Genomic DNA, 17,572 nt, shown 5'->3' on the forward strand with positions numbered 1-17,572 from the left:
CGCGCGATCATGACCGATGCCGACAAAAAGGCCCGCCTCGCCGCTGCGCTCCGCGAAAATCTGCGTAAGCGCAAGGCACAGGCACGCGAGGCGGCGGAACAGCCCGCCCCGCCAACCCCCGATCCTAACGCGCCGCGATAGGTCGGCACTTGGCGTCGAGCCACGCGCGCTCGTCGGGCGACAGCTGCGGGCCGAGGATTTCCAGCACGCGCGCATGATAGGCGTCGAGCCAGCGGCGTTCGTCCTCGGTCAGCAACCCCGGCTCGATCAGGCTGCGCTCGATCGGGGCGAAGGTCAGCGTCTCGAACCCCAGCATCACCGATTCGGCACCGGGAATGTCCTTCTCGACCACCAGCACCAGATTCTCGATGCGGATGCCGAACTCGCCCGCCTTGTAATACCCCGGCTCGTTCGACAGGAACATGCCCGCGCGCAGCGGTTCGGCCGGGCCGCCGCCGGGATAGTTGGGCGCGGCGATCCGCTGCGGCCCCTCATGCACCGACAGATAGGCGCCGACGCCATGTCCGGTGCCATGGCCATAGTCGCAGCCGACTTCCCATAGCGGGCGGCGCGCGAAGGCGTCGATCTGGCCGCCGGTCGTGCCTGCCGGGAACACCGCCGTGGCAATCGCGATATGGCCCTTGAGCACGCGGGTGAAGCGGTCGCGCATCTCCTGCGTCGGCTCGCCCACCGGGATCACGCGGGTCACATCGGTGGTGCCATCCTCATATTGCCCGCCCGAATCGACGAGGTAGAGGTGGCCATTCTCGATCGGCAGGCTCGACTCGTCGGTCACCTTGTAATGCGGGATCGCGCCATTGGGGCCGGTGCCCGAGATCGTGTCGAAGCTCAGGTCGCGCAGCACGCCGGTTTCCTCGCGGAACGCCTGCAGCCGGTCGGCGGCGGACATCTCGGTCACCCCGCCCTTGGGCATTTCCGCCTCGGCCCATTTGAGGAAGCGGGCCAGCGCCGCGCCGTCGCGCGCCTGCGCCGCCTTGTGCCCGGAAATCTCGGCGTCGTTCTTGATCGCCTTGGCCAGCACCACCGGATCGCGCGTCGCCAGAATCGTCGCGCCGCCCGCATCCAGCGCATCGAAGATCGCCGAGACCGAACCCGCCGGGTCGGCAGCCACCCGCTTGCCCGCAAACTGCTCCAGCGCCGGCGCAAAGGCCGCGCGGTCATGCACCCGCACGGCATTGCCCAGATGCTGGGCGACGTCGTCTCCGACCTTGTCCTGCGCGACGAACAGGTCGGCGGTGCCGTCGGCGTTGACGATGGCATAGGCGAGCGCGACCGGCGTGTGGCTGACATCCGCCCCGCGCACGTTGAACGTCCACGCGATCGAATCGAGCGCGGAGAGCACGACGGCGTCCGCCTTGCGCTCGGCCAGCCAGTCGGCGATCTCGGCCCGCTTGCTCGCGCTGGTCCGTCCGGCGGCATCGTCGCGCTGCACGATCAGCTTGGCGTCGGACGGCGCCGGCTGGTCGTCCCACACCGCGTCGATCGGGTTGCGGCTGACCGCGACCAGTTCCGCCCCGCGCTCGGCCAGCGCCTTGCGCGCCTCCTCGACCCAGCCGCGCGTGTGCAGCCACGGGTCGTACCCGATCCGCCCGCCCTGCGGCGCATGGTCGCGCAGCCAGTCGGCAATGCTGACCTGCGGGACCGGGACATACTCCCAGTTCGCCCCATCGACCTGCTGGCGTACCTGAATCGTGTAGCGCCCATCGGTAAAGATCGCGGCCGCCTCGGGCAGCACCACCGCGCTCCCCGCGCTCCCCTGGAACCCGGTCAGCCACGACAGCCGCTGCGCATAGCCGCCGACATATTCGCTCATATGCTCATCGGTCAGCGGCACGACGAACCCGTCGAGCTGATCGCGGTTGAGCTGTTCGCGCAGGGCCTGAAGGCGGGCGGCGTGGGTCGACATGGGAACGGTCCTCGAACTGCTGGGGCTACGGCGTTGGCCCCCATATGGGGAGCGCACGCCGCGCCGTTAAGCCGCTCTGGTGGCCCAAGCGACACGGGTTGAAAAGGGGGGCATCCTAATCCTCCCGGCGCCGCAGGCGACGGAGGGGAAGGACGGCTGTGTCCTTGCGGCTCTTGCACATCGCTTCCCCCCCCCTCCGTCAGCTTCGCTGCCACCTCCCCCTGGCGGGGGAGGATAGATGCAAGTTAACGCGCCTCCGTCCTGTCCCATGGCGATACGCGCCCAAATCGGGGGCTGGTCAGGCGCGGCGCGATGCACGATCTTGCGGCGATGCCTTGGAGGAGACTGATGCGCGCAGGCGGATGGATGATGCGGACGGGGATCGTGGCGGCGCTCTGCGTCGGTGCGATGGCGACGGCTGCGCTCATCCCCGCGCCCGAACCGGCCCGCAGCACCGCGCCGGCTAAGGCCGCGCCTGCGCCCAAGCCGCGTGTCGCACCGGTCGCCGCCCCAGCACCGGTACCCGCCGCCGCACTCCCGCCAGCCGCCCCGGCGCTGGAGGCGATGACCGTCAAGCGCATCCTCGACATCCCCGGCCCGATCAGCTTCGGCACCTATTACTGGAACACCGATGGCGTCCCCGCCGACGGCGCGCTGGTGATCACGGTGGATCTGGAAGCGCAGACGATGTCGGTATTCCGCGACGGCTATGAAATCGGCGCGACCGCGATCCTCTACGGCATGGACGAAAAGCCGACCCCGCTCGGCGTGCACGAGATCAAGCAGAAAAAGGTCCACCACATCTCGAACCTCTACGGCGCACCGATGCCGTACATGATGCGCTTGACCTGGGACGGCGTCGCGATCCACGGGTCGGAGGTCGAGGAGGGGCGCGCCACGCATGGCTGCATCGGCGTCCCCACCGCGTTCGCCAAGCTCGTATTCGCGCAGGCCAAGCTCGGCGACAAGGTGATCATCACGCGCGGCAAGCGCCTCGGCATGGGCGGCGTCGTCACGCCGGAGTGACCGGGGTCACTCCTTGATCGTCACCGCCTCCCCGACCTTCGCCGCCGCGATCTGCGCCGGGGTAAAGGGAAACCGCACCCATTGCTTGGCTGAATACATCCGCGTCTGATCGCCATACCAGGGCGATTGCGGGTCGGGCGACTGCGAGTAGGACAGGATCGTGTCCGCGACCGGCCCCGCGTCATCGAACCCGACGACCTGCACATAGCTCGACCCATGCCGCGGTGTGACCCCGCCTTGCGCCGGGACCATCATCTGCACGTTGAGCACGCCCAGTGCGCCATCGCCGCCATGGATCGGGATGCGATCGGTGATCCGCTGCGCAAAGGCGACATCGCCCCAGCGCGCATCGAGCGCGATCCCCGCCTTGGTCACCTCTTCCGCCGCAGCCTTGAGCGCCGCGATCAGCTTGTCGCCGGTCTCGCCACTGGTCACCAGATCGCGCGGGGTGTGGATTGGGTCCTTGGCATCGAACGGCACCGCCCACAAACCGGGCAGACGCGCGACCTTCATCCAGAACCGGTCGAACAGCCACGCCCCCCGGCTATCGAGCTCGAACCGCCCATCCCATTTGGCCAGCGCCGCGCAGGCATCGGCCACTTCAGCCTTGCCCGCGCACAGCGCCAGCAGCGGTTTAAACGCCAGTTCGCCCGCATGACTCTTATTGGCAAAGGTTATCGCCTTGGCGCGCGCGTGATCGACCTTGCCGCCCGCGATCAGCGCGCGGGTTTCGATGAACCCCGACCGGGTGCGCAAGGAAACCGCCTTCTCTGCCTCGCCCAATATCGGCGATAGCACCCGGTGCGGATGGTCGGCATTGCTCAGCCAATAGCTGTCATTCATGTTGGCCACGTAATCGCGCCGCGCCTGCACCGCCTGATCGCTGGCGGGCATCAGCCCCGCCACCGCCGTCCCCGCCGCCGCATCCCACGCACAGGCCGATTTCGATCCGTCGAGCAGGATCGCGGTGCGCGCCACCACCGGCGACAGCGGCGTCGCGCACGCCTTGGCCTTCTCCGCCGACACGTTGGGCACGGCGGTCACATCGGCGTGCAGCGCGTCGCCATGCCGGTCGGCGACGATCGTATTGACCCACGGAATGCCGAGCGTCTCCGTGACCGCCGCGCGCACCTCGCCGACGTTCCGCGCCGTCGCGATCCGTACCCAGGTACCGATGCCGCGCTGGTTCGCCGCATTGGCGTCGCGCATCGCGAAAGCGGTCGCCTTGCTCCAGTTCGCCATCGCCTGCGGAATCACGATCACCGCCCCGAACCGAGTCGAGTAGAGCGTGCGCGTGACCGGCGCTGCGCCATCGGGCATCGGTACGGTGACGGTCTTCGCGCCCATCTTCTCCGACTTGCCGTCGACCAGATAGGCGGTCGGGTCATTGGGATCGAGCGCCAGCTGATACAGCGTAAAATGCCGCGCGGCGGTCACCGTATGCGTCCAGGCAATGTCCCTGTTGAAGCCCAAAGTAGGGAAGGGCGACCCCGCAATCCCGACCCCCGCCGTGTCCATCTTGCCCGGAATCGTGACATGCATCTGCCAAAACCGGCTCGGCCCGGCCCAGGGGAAATGCGGGTTGCCGATCACCATCCCCTTGCCATTGGCGGTGACATCACCCCCGAATGCCCAGCCATTGCTGGCGACCTCAAACTTTGCCGGATCGGGCATCGCCGCGCGCGTCTTCGTCGGCGGCTCGACCCCCGGCGGCACCGCATTGGCGATTGCTGGCGCAAAGTTGAGCGAACTGGCGAGCAGCATCTGCTTCTCGTTCAGCCGCAGCATGTCGTCGGCGGTGATCGCCCGCACCCACGCCTTGCCGCGACACTCGGCCGGGACCCGCTCCGGCCCCAGATCCTTGAGATAGCGATTATACCCCGCGACCCAGCCTGCGGTCAGCGCCAGCGCCGCCGCCCCCTGCGCCTTCGCCCCGCGCCGCAGGGCTGGCACATCGATCGCCGAGCGGAAGAACAGGTCCGACGACAGATTGTCGACGCTCTGGAACCCCAATGTCGCGCTGCCCTTCGCCCCGAAATGCAGCGACCGCTCACCCGCCACCGTCGCGAACTCCTCGGCGATCATGCACAGATTATCCTGCGCATAGGCATAGCCCACGCCATAACCCGCCCCGCGCCAGTCCTTCGCGACGATATGCGGGATGCCATGCGTGGTGCGGGTGATCGTCGCCCCATAGCGCTGCGCCTGCGCCGCGCCGCTCCATGCCAGCGCCACGCCCGCAGCCGCCAACAGCATCGCCTTGCCCATTCGATCCTCCCAAATTTTCGACCAGCCTAGCGCCGCTTCCGTTCACGGCAACCGTTTGCGCCAACCATCCGCTGCGCTAGACGGGCGCGATGAGCCAGACCACGCCCCCCGTCGCCGCCACCCGCCCTTTCAGCTACGAACGCCATGGCGTGACGATCGATGACCCCTGGGCCTGGCTGCGCGACCCCGGCTATCCCGAGGTCAAGGATCCCGACGTGCTCGCCTATCTCGAGGCCGAAAACACCTATCTGGAAGGCGTGATGGAGCCGCTGAAGCCGCTCGCCGAAACGCTGTTTCAGGAGATGCGCGGGCGGATCAAGGAGGATGACGCGACGGTCCCGCAAAAGGACGGTGCCTATCTCTACTGGACCGATCACGAGACCGGCGGCGAATATCGCCGCTGGTGGCGCAAGCCCGTGGCCGGCGGTGACGCCGAACTGATCCTGGACGAACCGAAACTGGCCGAGGGCAAGGAGTATTTCGTCCTCGGCGGCTTCTCGATCAGCCCCGATGACCGCTATCTCGCCTATGCCTTTGACGATAACGGCTCGGAGCGGTTCGAGGTGCGGGTCAAGGACCTCACCACCGGCGACCTCCTCCCCGATATGATCCCCGGCGTCCTCTCCGATCTCTTCTGGACCTCGGACTCGCGCGGCTTCCTCTACGGCGTCGCCAACGATCAGTGGCGCACCGACAATGCCCGTTGGCACAAACTCGGCGATCCGGTCGAAAGCGACATCGAACTCTATCACGAGGATGACGAAGGCTATCGCGTCGGCGTGGGCGAAACCCAGTCGCGCCGCTTTCTCGTCATCTCGACCGGCGACCATGTGACGAGCGAAATCCGCCTGCTCCCGGCCGACAACCCACTCGCCGACCCGATTCTCGTCGCCCCGCGCCAGACCGGCCGCGAGTACGATGTCGAGGAGCATGACGGCACGCTCTTCATCCACACCAACGACACCCACACCAACTGGCGCCTCGTCACCGCCAGCCTCGACGCGCCGGGCGAGTGGCACGAACGGATCGCGCCGTCCGAAACCTTCTACATGACCGGCGTCACCACCTTCGCCGACTATTTCGTGGTCGAGGGGCGCGAGGCCGGCCTCGATCAGATCGAGATCCACCAGTATGAAGGCGGCCCAGAAGCAGACGGCGCCAAGCGCATCGCCTTCCCGGAGGCAAGCTATGTCGCCAGCCTCGGTGACAACCCCGAATATGCGATGGCAAAGCTGCGCATCGGCTATGAATCGATGGTCACGCCCGGCACCGTCTATGATTACGACGTCGCGACCGGCGAACTGGAGACGCTCAAGGTCCAGATCATCCCCTCGGGCTATGACGCTTCGAAATACGCGACCGAACGGCTGCACATCGCCGCGCGCGACGGCACCGATATCCCGTGTTCGATCGTGTACCCGAAGGACTTCCCGCTCGACGGGACGGGGAAGGTCTATCTCTATGCCTATGGCGCGTACGGCTATGCCATCCCGCCCGGCTTCTCGACCGCGCGCATGTCGTTCCTCGACCGCGGCGTCGCCTTTGCCATCGCGCATATCCGTGGCGGCGATGATCTCGGCCAGCAATGGTATCTCGACGGCAAGCTGGAAAAGCGCACCAACACCTTCAACGATTTCGTCGACGTGGCGAAGGGCCTGATCGACCGCGGCTATACGCACAAGGGCGGCATCGCCATCGCCGGGCGCAGCGCGGGCGGGGAACTGATGGGCGCGGTGGTCAACTCCGACCCGGACCTGTGGGCGGTGGTCGTCGCCGATGTCCCCTTCGTCGACGTGCTCAACACCATGCTCGACGACAGCCTGCCGCTCACCCCCGGCGAATGGCCCGAATGGGGCAACCCGATCACCGACAAGGCGGCGTTCGACCTGATCCGCGGCTACAGCCCCTACGACAACGTCAAGCCACAGGGTTACCCGCCACTGTTCATCTCGGGCGGCCTCAACGACCCCCGGGTCACCTATTGGGAACCCGCCAAATGGGCGGCCAAGCTGCGCGCGACCAAGACCGACGACAACGTCCTGGTCCTCAAGACCAATATGGGCGCAGGGCATGGCGGCAAGTCGGGCCGATGGGAGAGCCTGCGCGAGGCGGCGGACGAAAACGCCTTCATCCTGTGGCAGCTCGGGCTGGCGAACGCGTAAGAAAGGTCATGACCTGTCCATGACGATTGGATAGCATCGCGGTCGAGGAGAACGACCAATGTTGGGCCTGACGATCGCGACGCTGCTCATGCCGGCCCAGGTCGGCGAATTCGGCGCGCGCCAACAGGATATGCAAAAGGCATCGGCTCGCACTGCCGCGATCGAACTCGCCAACTACGCCGATTGCGTCGTCGTCGATCGATCCGGGGCCGACGCAGTGGATCGGTTTCTCCGTGAGTATCCTGAAGACAATACGGCATCAGCGTCAGGTCGATCCGCGACCAACCTCAATTGCATGAATGAATCGGCGCGGCGCTATCCCTCGACCGTGACGCTGAGCATGACCTGGGGCTCGTTCCGCGACGCGCTTTACCCGGCGCTCTACCGGCGCGATTTCGGGCGCAGCGGCCCACCCGCCGGTATTGCTGCGCTCGAACCGCTGGCGCTCGCACCCGAATTCGACCGCGACCCCGCCACCCTCCCGGCGGACTATCGCCCGCGCCGCGCACTCGGCGACTGCGTGTCGCGTCAGGCACCTCAGGAAACGCACGCGCTGCTCTCCGTCGTGCCCCACAGCAAGGCCGAGGATGCCGCAATTGCCGCGCTCAGCCTGCCCCTGGCCAAGTGCCTGCCCAAGGGCGAGACATTCCGCCTCAACCGCGCCACCCTCCGCGCGGTGATCGGGGAGGCGATGTACAAGCTCGCCTCGGCAGCACGGGCCGGGGCAGGGCGGACCCAGCCCTGACCTCCCTCCATTTCGGCGGGACTCCCCGCCGTAGCGGACGCGTCGCTTAAGGAATTGGTGAGCCGCGCCGCCTACCCTCGCGCCCGATGGACGCGAGACGATGAAACACCCGCTGGACCTGCACCGTCGCCGACATCGGCGCACCGGCTTCGGGCGCAACGAGCTGGCGGGGATGCTGCTCGTCGGTATCGTCGGCGGGCTCGCCTGGGCAATGCTCCCTGCCGCCGCCCCCGCGCCCACGGCACCAGCCCCCGCACCCCGCACCGCCTTCGGCTTTTGCCATAGCGGCGGCGGCACCAACTGCGTGGTCGATGGCGACACGTTCCGCTTGGCGGGGGACAAGATCCGCATCGCCGATATCGACACCCCCGAAACCCACCCTGCGCGCTGCCCGGAGGAAGCCCGGCTCGGCGCAGCGGCGACGCAACGGCTTCACGCGCTGCTCAACAGCGGCGCGCTCACCCTGCACCCGATCGACCGCGACACCGACCGCTATGGCCGCAAGCTGCGCCGCGTCGAAGTGAATGGCCGCGGCGTCGGCGATACGCTGGTGGCCGAAGGGCTGGCACGCCCGTATCGCGGGCGACGCATGGGGTGGTGCGACCAGAGCTGAACGCTGATCACGGCTTGCGCCGCGCGCTCGCAATGCTCCGCAACGCCTCGATCCGCGCCTGCAACCCTGCGCGCTCGGATTCGCTCAGCCCGTCGCGGGCATAGCGGTCCTCCAGCGCCGCAATCCGGCGGCTCTCGCGGCGCAGCTCCCGCGCCTCCTTGCGCGACACTTTCTCGGCATCGCGCGCATCGCGGATCGACCGGTCCACCTGATGCAGGTCGCGCGCCACCCCGGGCAGCACCGGGCGCGGCGCGGGCCAGCCGGCATTGCTCCCCGACGGATCGCGGATCTGCGCCGCTGCGGGGGCGGCGATCATGAGCGTGGCGATCAGCAACCGGTGCATCGAACGTCTCCTCGGCACCATCATCCCGCCACCCACCTGTCGCGTCGCTGAACCGGTCGCGTAACGATGTCGCGAAACCGTCACCAAATTCTCCTCGCTTCGTCATCGAAATCGCGTCGCCGTGCAACAGATCGGGAGCAGGGGGCGTGCACCACAAACTACGTCCACCAGGGGAAATCGATCATGGCATCGCGCCTTTCCGGCGTCGCATTCGCGGCGCTGCTCACCACCGTGTCCGGCACCGCGCTCGCGCAGGAAGCGCCCGCATCGCGCGCGGCGGTTGAGGACGAAAATGGCGACATCATCGTCACCGCGCAGAAAACTGAACAGCGCGCGGTGGACGTGCCGATCACGATCAGCGCGAACAGCGGTGAGCGGATGCGGGAGCTCGGCGTGCAGGATCTGGACGAGCTGTCCAACTATGTCCCCGGCCTCAACGTGCAGGAGCAGAGCGCGAACAACCCCGGCATCGTGATCCGTGGCATCACCTCGGACTCGGGTTCGGCGCAGCAGGGGCCGCGCGTCTCGCTTTACTATAACGGCGTCGACATCTCGCGCTCGCGCGGTTCGTATCAGGCGATCTACGATCTCGAGCGCGTCGAAGTGATCAAGGGGCCACAGGCAACCCTGTTCGGCACCGCCTCGACGATCGGCGCGATCAGCATCATCTCGGCGCGCCCTGAAGCGGGCTTCTCGGGCCAGCTGACCGCCAGCTACGGCAATTTCGACGCCTGGCGCGTCGCCGGTTTCGTCAATGCCGGCAGCGACGTGTTCGGTGGCCGAATCGCGTTCGAAGTGAAGAAGCGCGACGGCTATGTCGAAAACCTCGCCGCCAATCAGGATGATCTCTATGCGCAGGACCAGCTCGGCGTGCGCGGTTCGCTGCGCTTCGAGCCGAGCGACGCGTTCCGTGCCGACCTGATCCTCACCTATGACCAGCAGCGCAACAGCGGCACCCCGTTCATCTCGCGCGCGCTGCCGACCGTCGCCGGCCCCGGCAACCCGTTCGGCGTCGCGCATCTCGGCGGTTCGCCGGTCTCGCTTCAGGCGCTGGGCAAGGACAAGCTGGGTCTCGACCGCGAAGTCTATGACGCCAACCTCACGCTGGCATGGGACATCACCGATCGCTGGTCGCTGACTTTGGTCAATGGCTATCGTGAGTTCGACAGCCTCGAAGTGTTCGACGCCGACGGCTCGGCCGCCTGGTATCTGGAGTTCGCCGAATTCGCCAAGGGCTGGCAGGCGAGCCAGGAAAGCCGCTTTGCCTATACCGGCGCCAAGTTCCGCGGCTCGTTCGGCTTCAACGTGTTCGTTGAGGACAGCTTCCAGAACGTCCCCTTCTCGTCGGAAGAAGGCACGTTCCTGCAGTGCGCGGCGAACATCATCCCCGGCCTTGGCTGCATCAACGCGGCGGGCGTAGTGACGGCGGCACAGGCGACGTCGATCGCCACCGGTGGCCTCGCCACCACCATCCCCTACAGCTCGGTGTTCGAGAATCAGGGGCGCAACAACAGCTACTCGGTGTTCGCAGACGGCACCTGGATCCCGTTCGAACAGCTTGAGCTGACGGCGGGCGTGCGCTGGCTCACCGAAACCCGCCGCTCGGGCTATTTCGCCCGCGTGCCGCGTTCGGTGCTCAGCGGCGGCGCGTCGCTGATCCCGGGTCAGGTCGATACCGCCGGCCGCACGCTCCACGCCGAAGACAGCTTCGACGCCGTGCTCCCGCGCTTCAACGTCCTGTTCCGCGCGACCGACGACATCAACGTCTTCGCCACCGTGTCGAAGGGGCGCCGCTCGCCGGTGGTCCAGCTGTCGGCGCGTTCCACCCCCGCCGGCCCGGTCGAAAACCTCAACCTCGTCGCCGAGGAAAAGGTGTGGAACTATGAAGCCGGGCTCAAGGGCCGCGTCGGCCCGGTCTCGGGGACGCTCGGCGTCTATTATCAGAAGTATGACGGCTTCCAGGTCAGCGTGATCCAGCCCGACGGCACCACCCGCACCGAAAGCGCTGGCAAGGCGAGCAACTTCGGGGTCGAGGCCGAAATCAGCGTCCGCGCAACCCCGTGGCTGACGCTGTTCGCCAATGGCGCGTACATCAATGCCAAGATCGAAGAGGGCAATTCGGTCACCCCGGCCTTCTCCGGCGCACGCTTCCGGCTTCAGCCCGAAGTACAGGCCGCAGGCGGCTTCACGCTGAACACCGAATTGGGCGGCGTCCGCGTCTTCGCCACCCCGACCGTCACCTATCGTTCGCAGATCTTCTTTGAGATCCCGAACAATCCGCTGATCAGCCAGCCGGGCGTCACCCTGTTCAACGCCCGCGCCGGCATGGCGTTCGCCGACAACCGTTATGAGCTGGCGGTGTTCGGTCGCAACCTGACGGACGAGGATTATCTGCTCGACGCGGGCAACACCGGCGGTGGCTTCGGCATCCCGACCTTCATTCCGGCCGAGCCGCGCTTCTACGGCATCGAGCTGACCGCGCGATTCTGATCGCCGTCCCTGAAAAAGCCCCTCCCGCTTGCGGGAGGGGTGCGGGAGGGTCTTCTTCTTCTTCGTTTTCGCATCCCCGTCCGGCTTGCCGGGCGGGGATCGCTACATCTGGTGGCGTCCCGGAGTCAGAAAGCTGTGGATGACTTGCCCCGCGAAAAAAAACCTGCGTTCGCACGTCGTTCTCTTGCATTCTGAAAAGGCGAGGAAGGTCCGCGCGTCGCGCCTCGCTTGCCCCCCGTCGGGTGCCATGAGCCGAGTCATATCAGCGACGAACCGAGTCGCTTAACTGTCATTTACGGTATTGCCTCCCGCGCCGGATTGGCACAATCTCTTGTGGTCACTAAGGGGGACAAACCCAAGCACTGGTGGAGCACCGCTCGCGATCCTATATCGCGGGGTGTGCTGCTGTTGCCTAGGCGGGGCGGATGGACATGTTTTGTTCTCTTCGTTCCGGATGCTAAGATGCTTGGATCGGTAACGCCCCCCGAGTCGTGACATTGGACGTGGCAGGGGACGACCGATGGACTTCAGAGAAAGCCAGGAAACGAGCGTGAGTGAAACCGTGACCGATACCACCGAAATGCTCGTCGAGCCCAAAACCCCGGCTGCTGCCGCCGCGCCTGAAAAGGCTGTGACGGCGAAGAAGAGGCTCGATTCGAAGACCATCGCTCCGCGCATCTATCCGGTCGAGGTCGATCATTCGCGCGACGCGCTGCTGACCGAATTCGGCAAGGACACGCTGCGCGACCGCTATCTGCTGCCCGGTGAGAATTTCCAGGACCTGTTCGTCCGCGTCGCCTCGGCTTACGCGGATGACGCCGCGCACGCCCAGCGCATCTACGACTATATCTCGCGCCTGTGGTTCATGCCCGCCACCCCTGTGCTGTCGAACGGCGGCACCGGTCGCGGTCTCCCGATCAGCTGCTTCCTCAATTCCGTGCCCGACAGCCTCAACGGCATCGTCGACACTTGGAACGAGAATGTCTGGCTCGCCTCGCGCGGCGGCGGCATCGGCACCTATTGGGGCAATGTCCGCGGCATCGGTGAGCCGGTCGGCCTCAACGGCAAGACCTCGGGCATCATCCCGTTCGTCCGCGTGATGGATTCGCTGACCCTCGCGATCAGCCAGGGCAGCCTGCGTCGCGGTTCGGCCGCCTGCTATCTCGACATCAGCCACCCGGAGATCGAGGAGTTCCTCGAAATCCGCAAGCCGTCGGGTGACTTCAACCGCAAGGCGCTGAACCTCCACCACGGCGTCCTCATCCCCGACGCCTTCATGGAAGCGGTGCGCAGCGGCGCCGACTGGGACCTCAAATCGCCCAAGGACGGCAGCGTCCGCGCCACCGTCAACGCCCGCGCGCTGTTCCAGAAGCTGGTCGAAACCCGCCTCGCGACCGGTGAGCCGTACATCGTGTTCGCCGATCACGTGAACAACAACATGCCCAAGCATCACCGCGATCTGGGCCTCAAGGTCTCGACCTCGAACCTGTGCAGCGAGATCACCCTCCCCACCGGCAAGGATCACCTCGGCAACGACCGCACCGCGGTCTGCTGCCTCTCCTCGCTCAACCTCGAAACCTGGGATGCGTGGAAGAACGAAAAGGGCTTTATCGAGGACGTCATGCGCTTCCTCGACAACGTCCTTCAGGACTATATCGACCGCGCCGAGCCGGGCATGGAAAAGGCCGCCTATTCGGCCGCCCGCGAACGCAGCGTCGGCCTTGGCGTGATGGGCTTCCACAGCTTCCTTCAGGCACGCGGCCTGCCCTTCGAGGGCGCGATGGCCAAGACCTGGAACAGCAAGATCTTCAAGCACATCAAGGGTCAGGTCGACGAAGCCTCGATGCAGCTCGCGGTCGAACGTGGCCCGTGCCCCGACGCCGCCGACATGGGTGTGATAGAGCGCTTTTCCTGCAAGATGGCGATCGCCCCGACCGCGTCGATCAGCATCATCTGCGGCGGTACCTCGGCGTGCATCGAACCGATCCCGGCCAACATCTACACCCACAAGACGCTGTCGGGCAGCTTCTCGGTCAAGAATCCGTATCTCGAAAAGATCCTGATCGAAAAATCGAAGAACAGCGAAGCGGTGTGGAACTCGATCCTCGAGCGCGGCGGCAGCGTCCAGCATCTCGACTTCCTCTCGCAGGAGGAAAAGGACTGCTACAAGACCAGCTTCGAGATCGATCAGCGCTGGCTGCTCGAACTCGCCGGGGACCGCACGCCCTATATCGATCAGGCCCAGTCGCTGAACCTGTTCATCCCGGCCGATGTCGAAAAGTGGGACCTGCTGATGCTCCACTTCCGCGCATGGGAACTCGGCATCAAGTCGCTCTACTATCTCCGCAGCAAATCGGTGCAGCGCGCCGGCTTTGCTGGCGGCGTGGAAGCCGACAACACGATCGACGCGCCGCAGTTCAACCTGGACGAATCGACCGATTACGACGAATGTCTGGCGTGTCAGTGAGGTGGCGGAGCTAGCGCGCCTCTGTCGTCCGGCTGCCCCCTCCCGCCTTGCGGGAAGGGGGGCTGGACGCGACCGGCGGCGCCCGCCGGTCGCGGCGGCCTCAGATGTCGCTCTCTTCTTCCTGGAAGGCGAGCGCGTTGGCGGCAGTGGCCGACAGCCGCACCTTTTCGCCCTCGACCTCGGCCACCAGGCCGAGCGGGAGGAAGTGGTGATGCCCCTCATGGCTGCCCATGCCGCTGTCCTTGCGGGTCAGCTTGATGCGGTGATGTTCGACCTTGTCGACGGTTCCGACATGGACGCCGTCGGCGCCGATGACTTCCATATGCTCGCGGACGTTGCTGGCATGTCCCATAATCGCGTTCCTTTGGTTGACGTAACCGCCCAACGCCTAGCGCCGCCGCAGGATGCAGGAGATGCGCAATGATCCGGATAGGTAATGCCCTCGCCATCGCCAGCCTCGCCCTGCTCGCCGCCTGCGCGCAGCAGGTCGGCACCGCGGTCGAGCCCACGGCGCCCGGCTTCCTGCTCGGCCTGTGGCACGGCTTCATCTTCCCGGTCGCCTGGGTGCTCTCGCTGTTCGTCCCCGACGTCGCGGTCTATGCCGTGCCCAACAATGGCGGCTGGTATGATTTTGGCTATTTCCTCGGCATCTGCGTGTTCGGCGTCGGCGCCAATCGCGGGAAAAAGGTGATCATCAAGGAACGCGTTATCGTGCGCGATCGCGGCGGTACGGTGATCGACCAGTGACGCGTGCGCTCGCCCTCAATATCCCTCAGGAAGCGGTCTGGCCTACGCTGATCGGTGCGGGGCTGCTGCTGGTGGCGCTCGCCGAACCGGTGATCACCCGCGTGCGGCTCCGGTTCCATGCCTACCGGCTGTCGGCGCGGCTCCGGCGCGGGCATGACAGCTATTTCGAGGAACTCCGTGAGCTGCAGGCATGGCAGCCCGAAGGCGCGACCGCCTTCAGCATCGGCCTGGTCGGCAAGGCGCTGCTGCTCGCGCTTGGTGGTGGCGCCTATGCCTATGTCCTGTTCCATCCGAACTCCGACGCGCTGGTGCCGCCGTTCATGCTCGCCGTCGCGGTGGTCGCCATGGGTGGCGCGCTGTGGCAGGGCTTTACCATCTGGCGCGATGCTCAGCCCGATCCGCGCGCACAGATCATGTCGCCTGCACCGGGAGACGCGGCGGAGCGCGACCGCCGCATAGCGCTGTGGGGCCGGATCGGCCGCACCGTCGGGCTGGCGGCACTATCTCTGGTCGCCGCACTCGCGGCTGGTGAAAAGTCGCTGGAGCTACTTCGGTGACCCGCGCGCTCGCCATTCAGGCCGGGATCGGCATCGCGTCGGGCGTAGCGGGCCTCACCCTGCTGCGCCGCCGCGCCGCCTCGCCTGAGGGCACCTATGCCCTGCGCATCGCCGGCACGATGCTGGTCGCGCTCTGCCTGTTCCTCACCGGCTTTGCGCTGGTGGCCAGTGTGGTGGGTGGGGCATGAGTATCCTACTGACAGTTCAGGCAATAACCGCCGTTGCCTCTGGTTTGTCTGCGCATATGCAGACTTATCCAGAGCACTCCCGACGCCTTGAAGAAGAGGGGGTGGTCAGACTTGTCTTTAAGGTGAGCGAAAAAGGTCGAGTCATTTCTTGTAGAGTTGAAATTAGTAGCGGATTTCCTCGGCTTGATAGCGCGGCTTGCGATCAACTTCAGAGTGTCTTGAAAAAAACTGGTAAAGTAGATGCTGCGCGAGATGGTTTCGAGAGATTCATAGATATCAACTGGGCGCTGGAACCGCCTGACCCCAGGGCGGCCGCTCGCTCCGCGCGTCTTTTTCCAGAGCGATTGGATAAATCACGCAATGTTCACATTGCACCAGCCGGTTTACTGTCGTCAGGTCAAAGAGTTAACATCGGACTTCATCTGAATATTGATTCAAGCGGAATTGTTGAATCTTGCTCCGTAAGATGGGGTTCTGGTTCGAAAGAACTCGATGACCAAGCATGTATTGCTGCCAGAGAATGGCGGTATAAGCCGGTTTACAAAAAGGGTGTCGCTGTAAGAAGCTTTACTCTTGAGAATTTCTTTTGGGCGGCTCCGGACGCCCGGATAGCTCACATAATTAAGGACTAACCCCATGCCTCTTCTCGAAGCCCGCAAGACCTACAAGCCGTTCGAATACCCCTGGGCGTTCGACTTCTGGAAGCGTCAGCAGCAGATCCACTGGCTCCCCGAAGAGGTGCCGCTGGGTGAGGATTGCCGCGACTGGGCGCAAAAGCTCACCGACCACGAACGCAATCTGCTCACGCAGATCTTCCGCTTCTTCACCCAGGCGGATGTCGAGGTGCAGGATTGCTACCACGAAAAATACGGCCGCGTGTTCAAGCCGACCGAGATCAAGATGATGCTCGCCTCCTTCTCCAACATGGAGACGGTGCACATCGCGGCGTACAGCCACCTGCTCGACACGATCGGCATGCCCGAAAGCGAGTACGGCATGTTCCTCGAATATAGCGAGATGAAGGACAAGCACGACTATCTTCAGCGCTTCACCGTCGACACCGACGAGGATATCGCGCGCACCCTCGCCATGTTCGGCGGGTTTACCGAGGGGCTTCAGCTGTTCGCATCGTTCGCGATGCTGATGAACTTCCCGCGCTTCAACAAGATGAAAGGCATGGGCCAGATCGTCAGCTGGTCGGTGCGCGACGAATCGCTGCACTGCGAAGGCATCACCCGCCTGTTCCACGCCTTCTGCAAGGAACGCGACTGCCTGACCAAGGCGGTGAAGGACGACATCATGGACGTCTGCCAGACGACCGTGCGGCTTGAGGATGCGTTCATCGACCTGGCGTTCGAACAGGGCCCGGTCCCCGGCATGACGCCCAAGGAAATCAAGAAGTACATCCGCTACATCGCCGACTGGCGCCTGAACCAGCTCGGCCTCAAGCCGATCTACATGATCGACGAACACCCGCTCCCCTGGCTCGCCCCGCTGCTCAACGGCGTCGAACACGCCAACTTCTTCGAACAGCGCGCGACCGAATATTCGAAGGGGGCGACCAAGGGCAATTGGAACGAAGTGTGGGATTCGTTCGACAAGCGCCAGAAGGCAAAGGCCGGGCCGGCAGCGAACGAGGATGCCGCTGAGGGCGGGTTGTTTGATGCGGCTGGGGTCGCGGCGGAGTAGAAGGTAAGTAGCCTCACAGCGTTCGTCGCCATTGAGACAGGGTTTGCCGGGGCGTGGTCCGCCCTTGTGACTCTGTCCACGGCGGCTTTCGGGCAGCTCGAAGGCGTTTTCGACGCCGCTCTTTCGCCAGCGCGCGCAGTGCAGAAATGGTTGTCGATGCTGGGTCGGGGAGCGGGGCGGGCGCGGCGTCCAGGCCGGGTGCGCTCGCGCATCGGCCTGCTGCTGTGGATAGGCGGGGCGCCAGCCAATTTGCCGTATCGATTGTGAACTCAGAGCACGCTCGCCCGTGCTCCATGCGCGCAAGCCCCGTAGCTTCGCGCCTGCGCACCGGTGAGCCCTGGCACAAGCCC

Annotated in this window: 16 protein-coding genes; 12 read left to right on the forward strand and 4 right to left on the reverse strand. The window is 65.4% G+C overall.

The window, feature by feature from the left end; genetic code table 11:
• Positions 1 to 9: 9 nt before the first annotated feature.
• The gene (locus VGN66_RS03405; RefSeq protein ID WP_327517429.1) at positions 10 to 141 is read left to right on the forward strand and encodes a hypothetical protein; all 132 of its coding nucleotides are present in this window, start codon (positions 10 to 12) and stop codon (positions 139 to 141) included.
• On the opposite strand, the gene VGN66_RS03410 is transcribed toward VGN66_RS03405, so the two are convergent.
• The gene (locus VGN66_RS03410; protein ID WP_327517430.1) at positions 125 to 1,927 is read right to left on the reverse strand and encodes an aminopeptidase P family protein; all 1,803 of its coding nucleotides are present in this window, start codon (positions 1,925 to 1,927) and stop codon (positions 125 to 127) included. The two genes, VGN66_RS03405 and VGN66_RS03410, sit on opposite strands and share 17 nt — an antisense overlap.
• A 348-nt stretch (positions 1,928 to 2,275) precedes the next feature.
• Here VGN66_RS03410 and VGN66_RS03415 point away from each other — a divergent pair, with 348 nt between their 5' ends.
• Positions 2,276 to 2,953, forward strand: coding sequence for a L,D-transpeptidase family protein (locus tag VGN66_RS03415; RefSeq protein WP_327517431.1), 678 nt, complete (start codon positions 2,276 to 2,278; stop codon positions 2,951 to 2,953).
• Between the two features lie 6 nt (positions 2,954 to 2,959).
• On the opposite strand, the gene VGN66_RS03420 is transcribed toward VGN66_RS03415, so the two are convergent.
• A complete protein-coding gene (locus VGN66_RS03420) occupies positions 2,960 to 5,221 on the reverse strand; it encodes a penicillin acylase family protein (RefSeq protein ID WP_327517432.1) in 2,262 nt (753 codons plus the stop codon).
• An 89-nt stretch (positions 5,222 to 5,310) separates the two neighbouring features.
• Between VGN66_RS03420 and VGN66_RS03425 the strand changes: the two genes are divergently transcribed.
• The 3 genes from VGN66_RS03425 to VGN66_RS03435 all read left to right on the forward strand — a co-directional run bounded on the left by VGN66_RS03425 (position 5,311) and on the right by VGN66_RS03435 (position 8,741).
• Entirely contained in the window at positions 5,311 to 7,383 is a 2,073-nt protein-coding gene (locus tag VGN66_RS03425) for a S9 family peptidase (RefSeq protein ID WP_327517433.1), read from the forward strand.
• A gap of 58 nt (positions 7,384 to 7,441) precedes the next feature.
• Positions 7,442 to 8,128, forward strand: a complete 687-nt coding sequence (locus VGN66_RS03430) for a hypothetical protein (protein WP_327517434.1) — start codon at positions 7,442 to 7,444, stop codon at positions 8,126 to 8,128.
• A gap of 100 nt (positions 8,129 to 8,228) precedes the next feature.
• A complete protein-coding gene (locus VGN66_RS03435) occupies positions 8,229 to 8,741 on the forward strand; it encodes a thermonuclease family protein (protein WP_327517435.1) in 513 nt (170 codons plus the stop codon).
• Positions 8,742 to 8,748: 7 nt separating this feature from the next.
• On the opposite strand, the gene VGN66_RS03440 is transcribed toward VGN66_RS03435, so the two are convergent.
• On the reverse strand, positions 8,749 to 9,084 hold the full coding sequence (locus tag VGN66_RS03440; RefSeq protein WP_327517436.1) for a hypothetical protein: 336 nt from the start codon (positions 9,082 to 9,084) through the stop codon (positions 8,749 to 8,751).
• A gap of 183 nt (positions 9,085 to 9,267) precedes the next feature.
• On the opposite strand from VGN66_RS03440, the gene VGN66_RS03445 reads away from it, so the two are divergent.
• Both VGN66_RS03445 and VGN66_RS03450 read left to right on the forward strand, forming a co-directional pair.
• Positions 9,268 to 11,574, forward strand: a complete 2,307-nt coding sequence (locus VGN66_RS03445; protein WP_327517437.1) for a TonB-dependent receptor — start codon at positions 9,268 to 9,270, stop codon at positions 11,572 to 11,574.
• A 520-nt stretch (positions 11,575 to 12,094) separates the two neighbouring features.
• Positions 12,095 to 14,041 (forward strand): ribonucleoside-diphosphate reductase subunit alpha, encoded by a 1,947-nt coding sequence (locus VGN66_RS03450; protein WP_327517438.1) that lies wholly within the window; start codon positions 12,095 to 12,097, stop codon positions 14,039 to 14,041.
• A 100-nt stretch (positions 14,042 to 14,141) separates the two neighbouring features.
• Here the strand turns inward: VGN66_RS03450 and VGN66_RS03455 are convergent, their stop codons facing one another.
• Complete coding sequence (locus tag VGN66_RS03455; protein WP_327517439.1) at positions 14,142 to 14,393, reverse strand: DUF2171 domain-containing protein; 252 nt, start codon at positions 14,391 to 14,393, stop codon at positions 14,142 to 14,144.
• 68 nt (positions 14,394 to 14,461) lie between these two features.
• On the opposite strand from VGN66_RS03455, the gene VGN66_RS03460 reads away from it, so the two are divergent.
• From VGN66_RS03460 to VGN66_RS03480, 5 genes are read left to right on the forward strand one after another with little or no spacing between them, the layout of a single operon-like run.
• Complete coding sequence (locus VGN66_RS03460; RefSeq protein WP_224922178.1) at positions 14,462 to 14,788, forward strand: hypothetical protein; 327 nt, start codon at positions 14,462 to 14,464, stop codon at positions 14,786 to 14,788.
• Positions 14,785 to 15,345 carry a hypothetical protein gene (locus tag VGN66_RS03465; protein ID WP_327517440.1) on the forward strand — a complete coding sequence of 187 codons (561 nt, stop codon included), beginning with the start codon at positions 14,785 to 14,787 and terminating at the stop codon, positions 15,343 to 15,345. Before VGN66_RS03460 ends, VGN66_RS03465 begins: the two co-directional genes overlap by 4 nt.
• Entirely contained in the window at positions 15,342 to 15,533 is a 192-nt protein-coding gene (locus VGN66_RS03470; RefSeq protein ID WP_327517441.1) for a hypothetical protein, read from the forward strand. The genes VGN66_RS03465 and VGN66_RS03470 overlap by 4 nt, the downstream gene beginning before the upstream one ends.
• Complete coding sequence (locus tag VGN66_RS03475) at positions 15,530 to 16,165, forward strand: TonB family protein (protein ID WP_327517442.1); 636 nt, start codon at positions 15,530 to 15,532, stop codon at positions 16,163 to 16,165. The genes VGN66_RS03470 and VGN66_RS03475 overlap by 4 nt, the downstream gene beginning before the upstream one ends.
• A gap of 4 nt (positions 16,166 to 16,169) precedes the next feature.
• Positions 16,170 to 17,222: a ribonucleotide-diphosphate reductase subunit beta gene (locus VGN66_RS03480; RefSeq protein WP_327517443.1), complete on the forward strand. Its 1,053-nt coding sequence runs from the start codon at positions 16,170 to 16,172 to the stop codon at positions 17,220 to 17,222.
• Positions 17,223 to 17,572: the final 350 nt, after the last annotated feature.

It is taken from the genome of Sphingomonas sp., from assembly GCF_035998645.1.
Taxonomy (GTDB): domain Bacteria; phylum Pseudomonadota; class Alphaproteobacteria; order Sphingomonadales; family Sphingomonadaceae; genus Sphingomonas.

Coding starts and splice junctions, on each gene's coding strand:
- VGN66_RS03415 (WP_327517431.1), top strand. CDS start 2,276: ATGCGCGCAGGCGGATGGATGATGCGGACGGGGATCGTGGCGGCGCTC.
- VGN66_RS03445 (WP_327517437.1), top strand. CDS start 9,268: ATGGCATCGCGCCTTTCCGGCGTCGCATTCGCGGCGCTGCTCACCACC.
- VGN66_RS03455 (WP_327517439.1), bottom strand. CDS start 14,393: ATGGGACATGCCAGCAACGTCCGCGAGCATATGGAAGTCATCGGCGCC.
- VGN66_RS03405 (WP_327517429.1), top strand. CDS start 10: ATGACCGATGCCGACAAAAAGGCCCGCCTCGCCGCTGCGCTCCGCGAA.
- VGN66_RS03460 (WP_224922178.1), top strand. CDS start 14,462: ATGATCCGGATAGGTAATGCCCTCGCCATCGCCAGCCTCGCCCTGCTC.
- VGN66_RS03430 (WP_327517434.1), top strand. CDS start 7,442: ATGTTGGGCCTGACGATCGCGACGCTGCTCATGCCGGCCCAGGTCGGC.
- VGN66_RS03425 (WP_327517433.1), top strand. CDS start 5,311: ATGAGCCAGACCACGCCCCCCGTCGCCGCCACCCGCCCTTTCAGCTAC.
- VGN66_RS03435 (WP_327517435.1), top strand. CDS start 8,229: ATGAAACACCCGCTGGACCTGCACCGTCGCCGACATCGGCGCACCGGC.
- VGN66_RS03420 (WP_327517432.1), bottom strand. CDS start 5,221: ATGGGCAAGGCGATGCTGTTGGCGGCTGCGGGCGTGGCGCTGGCATGG.
- VGN66_RS03480 (WP_327517443.1), top strand. CDS start 16,170: ATGCCTCTTCTCGAAGCCCGCAAGACCTACAAGCCGTTCGAATACCCC.
- VGN66_RS03450 (WP_327517438.1), top strand. CDS start 12,095: ATGGACTTCAGAGAAAGCCAGGAAACGAGCGTGAGTGAAACCGTGACC.
- VGN66_RS03410 (WP_327517430.1), bottom strand. CDS start 1,927: ATGTCGACCCACGCCGCCCGCCTTCAGGCCCTGCGCGAACAGCTCAAC.
- VGN66_RS03475 (WP_327517442.1), top strand. CDS start 15,530: ATGAGTATCCTACTGACAGTTCAGGCAATAACCGCCGTTGCCTCTGGT.
- VGN66_RS03440 (WP_327517436.1), bottom strand. CDS start 9,084: ATGCACCGGTTGCTGATCGCCACGCTCATGATCGCCGCCCCCGCAGCG.